The sequence below is a fragment of the Fibrobacter sp. genome, from assembly GCF_045601785.1.
Lineage (GTDB): Bacteria > Fibrobacterota > Fibrobacteria > Fibrobacterales > Fibrobacteraceae > Fibrobacter.
The window spans coordinates 1-5,401 of record NZ_JAZSAF010000009.1 but is presented as its reverse complement, the minus strand read 5'-3'; the positions used below and the strand labels follow the sequence as shown (position 1 = coordinate 5,401).

Genomic DNA, 5,401 nt, shown 5'->3' with positions numbered 1-5,401 from the left:
ATGTGGATGCTCTTGAGTCCTCGTCGGATCGACTTGAAACTCTCGCGGACTTTGGGAATCATACCGCCGGAGATGACGCCAGCCTCGATCAGCTTTTCGGCGTCCGCTTCGCTCAGTTCGGGAATTACATTCTTGTTTTCGTCCATCACGCCCGGCACGTCGCTCACCAGCACGAACTGGTCGGCTTCGAGCGCCACAGCCAGTTCAGATGCAGCCGTGTCGGCATTCACGTTCCAACTCACAACCTTACCGTTTGCGTCAGGGCCAATAGAAATCGGGCTCACTACGGGAACAAACCCCGCACCCCAGAGCGCGGTCACAATGCCCGGGTTCACCTTCTTGATTTCGCCCACCAGGCCAAGGTCCACCTTGCCCTGCTTCTTTTCCACCTGGAACAGGTTCGCATCTACGCCCGAAATACCGACGGCGCCACAGCCGTTGTTCAGGAGCATGCGCACAAGCTTCTTGTTCACGTGGCCAGAGAGGGTCATCTCCACCATCTTCATAATACCGGGAGTCGTCACTCGGAGACCGTCGATGAATGTGGGTTGTTCCTTGAGCAAGGCAATGTTTTCGTTGATGTCCTTGCCACCGCCGTGAACCACGGCCACCTGACAGCCACTACCGGGGAGGGTAGAGACTGCCGACACAAAATCAGCCAGCTTGGCTTCGTCGATAGCCAGGCTGCCACCAATTTTTACAACCACTTTTTTCATCGTGTGCGAGTTCCTCTCGTTTTATTTTTACGGAGACAAATTTAGAAAAGTAGACAGTAGGCAGTAGGAAGTAGACAGGAAAAAGCCCTCATTATCCCTTTTTGAATGTTTTTTGTAATTTTTCAACTTTTCTTTTTTTATCGGAACAAGATTTTGTTATATTGCGTATATAAACTCAACCAAGACACAAAGAGGTATATTATGGCAATCACGAAAGTTTGGCTGGACGAATCCAGCGATGAATGCGTCTCCTGCGGCGCTTGCGAAGCTACCTGCGACGCAGTGTTCAGCGTTTCTGAAAAGATGGTCGTCAAGGAAGGCGTTGATTTCTCCGCTTACGAAAGCGAAATCAAGGACGCCGCTGACGGCTGCCCGGCCGGCGTGATCAAGTACGAGTAATCATTAGGGGCGCAAGGCGTCCGTAATCAACTCAAAACTTTTAAAGCTCTGTCTTTTAGACAGAGCTCTTTTTTATGGATTGCTATTTCGCGTATTTTTCGTATTCGGCCTTGACCCACTCGGCATTGTGCGCGACCGACTCGATGCGGACTTCGTCAATGGCGCCGTTCCAAGTATCGTTCGGCACTTCAGATCCACCGATGCGGAAAGGCATCGGTTTCTCAGTGTCCTTCGGCCTAAACGGAACACCGGCCTTGTCACTGACAAGCACTCCGTTGATGTACAAGTACAGGCTGCCATCTTCGTAGACAAGCGCCAAATGAGCCCATTCGTTCATCGGCAGCGAACCGCCGCGTTCGACGTTCCCCTTGGCGAGCCAAGCATAACCGTAGCCCGTAAAGTCAGCACCATCACCAACAGCTGTAATGGAACTCGTCATAATTTCGTACTGCAGCTGGAACCTGGACATTCCCGCATCCCAGTTCGAGCGTTCCGCAAATAGAATTTGGTAAATGCCGTCGCCACGGAAACCGCCCCACTTGGTCCAAGCAGTCATCGTAAAGTTGCCGGCACACGGGTCGATTTTACCGACTTCGATATACTGGCCCACCTTAAGCAAGATGCCCTTGCCCGAAACGCCTTCCACAAAGGTCACGGTATCGGCAACAGAACCATCGTTGTCACGGACTTCAATCTGCTCGTCCTTGCCGTCCATGTGGAGTTCCAAGGAAATAGCCAGCTTTTCCGTGGTATCAACAGCGGCCGTATCCGTTGTCGTGGTATCGGGAACAACCGGAGGCGGCACAACAGGATCTTTCGGAGTTTCTTTCTGCGGGACGACCAGACCTTCGGGCACATCCACCATGATGCCACCGAAAGCAGCTCCGCTATAGTAGCGGTAATCCGAAATCGTGAGCCAGCCATCGTTCTTGGCGAGTTCTTCAAGTGCCGGAATCTTGAGCGTATCGCCCACGACAGCCGTCATAAAGTCGAACCGGGCACGCGGCTCATCGCTTACATACACAAGCGAAATTTCGCCCACGGGCATCGCGTCGAAAGCGAAGGAACCATCGGCATTCACGGGGACAGTCTCGTTGCTACCTACGATGCGCATGTAGCCCGAATTTGCAGAAGCCACACTGCTTTCGAGTCTACGCGGATGCCCCACCATCACCAGGGCGTTCGCCGAATTCTGCATGCGGGAAAGTCCCGACTCGCCGCCATTTTCTGCATAGAGAACCACAGAGCGAGTACTGTCAAAATTCAAGCTGAACTTTCCGTTCTCGTCGGCAGTCGTCTCCACCGAATCTTCAATGGCCGTCTTGTCCCAGCTATCGTAATAGGCCACCACGCGGGCACGAGCTGCAGGCATGTTCGCCTCGGTCACCACGACACCGCTTGCCACGGAATTTCCAATATCGGTCACACCACCGGCCACATCCTTGCTCTCAGAAGAGCAAGCCGAAAGTCCGGCAGCCCAAAAAGCTAAAACAGCCACAGCAGAGGCGTGTTTGTACAAATCGTGCATCACTTAGCCTCCTTTTCAATCTTCTTGCTCATGGGGAACGCCACAAGCATCATTTCGTAAACCCGCTCCACATTAGGGTCGTTCGCCGCCTTGGCGATAATCTTCTTGCGGGCGTCTTCCAGCACTTCCACGGCATACTTATAGGAGCTTTCGCTCATGGCCAGAGTCGTGAACGCGGCAAAGCGTTCGTCCTTGGGCATCGACTCCACCGCGCCAATCGCATGCTGAATGTATTCGCGACGGATCTGGCGCAGAGCAATCGGCGGAATCTCGGAGGCATCGAGCATCTGCGAGGTTTCCTCGTAATGGTCGTCCACCTTCTTGATCAGGTTCCATTCTAAAAGCTTCTTGACCGCGTCGCGGGCCTCTTCGGTCGTAATCTGCGGAGTGAGCATGCGCGCCAGCACCATGTAGTCGTCGTGCCAGTCGGCATTCACCGCCATTTCGCGGACCACCGGATAGTACCACTTGCTAAAGTAGGCCTGTTCACGAGTAGTCACATGTGTAAATTCAATCTGCTTTCTAATCTGGACAATCTGTTCCCAGGCGTTTTCGCGCTCGTCGACCTGTTGCGCCTGGTTGTACTGCACCAGGGCTTCAAAATACGACTTCTGCAAAGGTTCAAAATCCATCGCCTTTGCAATTTTCTCTATGGATTTGGGAGTCAGGTTAAAGCGTCCGCGAATGACGTTGAGACAGTAAGATGAACTACTGAACCCCGCCTTCGCCGCGAAGAACCGGTGCGAAAAGACGGCCCGCATTTTCTTCTGTTCCTCGAAGTAGTCTTGCAGGAACTTGCGGAAGTCGTCGTAATCAAACAGATGTTCTAGCGCAATACACATAGCCTTAAAATAAATAATTTTTACACAGCAAGCAATAGCCGGAGAAAATTTTTACACACCGCACCTTTATTTTGGGACATTTTTGATTAAAATCACAGCTAAAAGCCACTCCAGCAAGGCCCATCGCGTTAAACAAATGTTTACACACGCCGGCAAGAAAACGTTTTCTCGACCAGGTTTTGAACCCAAAAACGCCCAGTCGTCTGGGCGTTTTGTTTTTTCAGCACGCAAGCGTGCTGCCGCAGTCAAATCTACTTGGCGTGGCGCTACTTCGTAGCGCGAAGCCCATAGGTTTGCCAATGCCAGCGTGCAAGCACGCTGTCGCAGTCAAATCTATTTGGCTTTTTTCATAATCTGCTTCAGCATGGAGTTGAGCTTGCCGACTTGAACCGGGGCCGATTTCTTCGGAGCTGCACCCGGGCGTTCCTTGCCGGCGATTTTTGCCTTGAGGTCAGCGAGGGTTGCATGGCCCTGGATGCCGCCCTGCGGGCGGGCATTGCCGCGACCGTCGCGGCCGTGGCCACCGAATCCGCCGCGGTTACCACCTGCGCGCTGGCCACGCGGGCCATTAGCGCCGGCACCGGCAACACCGTCGGCAGTTTCCTGCTTCATCGAAAGGCTAATGCGCTTCTGGCCCACATCGACTGCGACCACGCGCACCTTCACGATATCGCCCACGGTAAGCACAGTCTTCGCATCTTCCACGAACTTGTCGCTGATTTCGGAAACGTGCACGAGGCCGTCCTGGTGAACACCGATATCCACGAAGGCGCCGAAGTTCGCCACGTTGGTAACGACACCTTCCATCCAGCTACCCGTAATCAAGTCCTGAATGGTGCGAATCTTATCGTCGAACTTGGCGTAGCGGAATTCCTTACGCGGGTCGCGGCTCGGCTTCTGCAGTTCCTTCACGATATCGTCGAGGGTAGCCTTACCCACCTCGTCGGAGAGGAACTCATCTACCTTGATAGCCTTCACCGCTTCGGCATTGCCCACGATATCCTTCACCGGAACACCCACCTTCTCGGCCATCTGTTCCACGAGGGCGTAGTTTTCGGGGTGAACCGCGGAATCGTCCAGCGGGTTTTCGGCACCCGGGATGCGCATGAAGCCCGCCGCCTGCTCGAAGGCCTTCGGACCGAAGCCCTTCACCTTCTTCAGGTCTTCACGGCTGGCAAACGCGCCGTTCTCTTCGCGGTACTTCACGATGGCTTCCGAAAGCGTATTGCTGAGGCCCGCCACATGGGCAAGGAGCGGAGCGGAAGCGCTGTTCACGTCCACACCCACCATGTTCACGCAGCTTTCCACCACTTCGTCGAGGCGCTTCTTGAGTTCGCGCTGGTTCACGTCGTGCTGGTACTGGCCAACACCGATAGACTGCGGGTCCACCTTCACGAGTTCGGCCAGCGGGTCCTGCAGGCGGCGGCCAATCGAAATCGCGCCGCGGGTCGTCACGTCTTCCTTCGGGAATTCCTGGATGGCAATCATGCTTGCGCTGTAAACGGAAGCGCCGGCTTCGCTCACGATAACGCGCGGCGGAACCTTGCCCTTGAACTTGAGGGCCATCTCGCCACAGAAGGCGTCGGTCTCGCGGCTCGCGGTTCCGTTACCGATGGCGATGAGGTCAATCTTGTACTTGTCAATGAGCTGCATCAGGTACACAGCGGCACCGGCCTTGTCGTTCCACGGTTCATGCGGCTTGATAATGCCATGATCCATGAACTTGCCGTTTTCGTCGAGCACAGCCACCTTGCAGCCCGTACGGAAACCCGGGTCGAGAGCGAGCACGGCCTTGTGACCGGCAGGGGCGGCAAGCAGAACGTCTTGCAGGTTCTTGCTGAACACCTTGAAGGCTTCCTCTTCGGCAGCGTCCTTGAGCATCAGGCGCACTTCGCTTTCCATGCTCGGCTGCAGCA

General features: G+C 54.6%; 5 protein-coding genes. 1 reads left to right on the top strand and 4 read right to left on the bottom strand.

Annotation, left to right across the window (positions count from 1 at the left end; translation table 11 throughout):
- Window positions 1-716, bottom strand: a 716-nt coding sequence (gene argB, locus ACKI61_RS01885; protein WP_407456116.1) for an acetylglutamate kinase, incomplete at its 3' end; no start/stop codon positions are given.
- Window positions 717-917: 201 nt separating this feature from the next.
- Here argB and ACKI61_RS01880 point away from each other — a divergent pair.
- Window positions 918-1,115 carry a ferredoxin gene (locus tag ACKI61_RS01880; RefSeq protein ID WP_407456115.1) on the top strand — a complete coding sequence of 66 codons (198 nt, stop codon included), beginning with the start codon at window positions 918-920 and terminating at the stop codon, window positions 1,113-1,115.
- Between the two features lie 82 nt (window positions 1,116-1,197).
- On the opposite strand, the gene ACKI61_RS01875 is transcribed toward ACKI61_RS01880, so the two are convergent.
- From ACKI61_RS01875 to ACKI61_RS01865, 3 genes are all read right to left on the bottom strand, one after another.
- Window positions 1,198-2,643 carry a LamG domain-containing protein gene (locus tag ACKI61_RS01875; RefSeq protein WP_407456114.1) on the bottom strand — a complete coding sequence of 482 codons (1,446 nt, stop codon included), beginning with the start codon at window positions 2,641-2,643 and terminating at the stop codon, window positions 1,198-1,200.
- A complete protein-coding gene (locus ACKI61_RS01870; protein WP_407456113.1) occupies window positions 2,643-3,485 on the bottom strand; it encodes a TIGR02147 family protein in 843 nt (280 codons plus the stop codon). The genes ACKI61_RS01875 and ACKI61_RS01870 overlap by 1 nt, the downstream gene beginning before the upstream one ends.
- A gap of 333 nt (window positions 3,486-3,818) precedes the next feature.
- Window positions 3,819-5,401 (bottom strand): helix-hairpin-helix domain-containing protein (locus ACKI61_RS01865; RefSeq protein WP_407456112.1); only part of this gene is annotated, 1,583 nt, incomplete at its 5' end.

Coding starts and splice junctions, on each gene's coding strand:
- ACKI61_RS01880 (WP_407456115.1), top strand. CDS start 918: ATGGCAATCACGAAAGTTTGGCTGGACGAATCCAGCGATGAATGCGTC.
- ACKI61_RS01875 (WP_407456114.1), bottom strand. CDS start 2,643: ATGCACGATTTGTACAAACACGCCTCTGCTGTGGCTGTTTTAGCTTTT.
- ACKI61_RS01870 (WP_407456113.1), bottom strand. CDS start 3,485: ATGTGTATTGCGCTAGAACATCTGTTTGATTACGACGACTTCCGCAAG.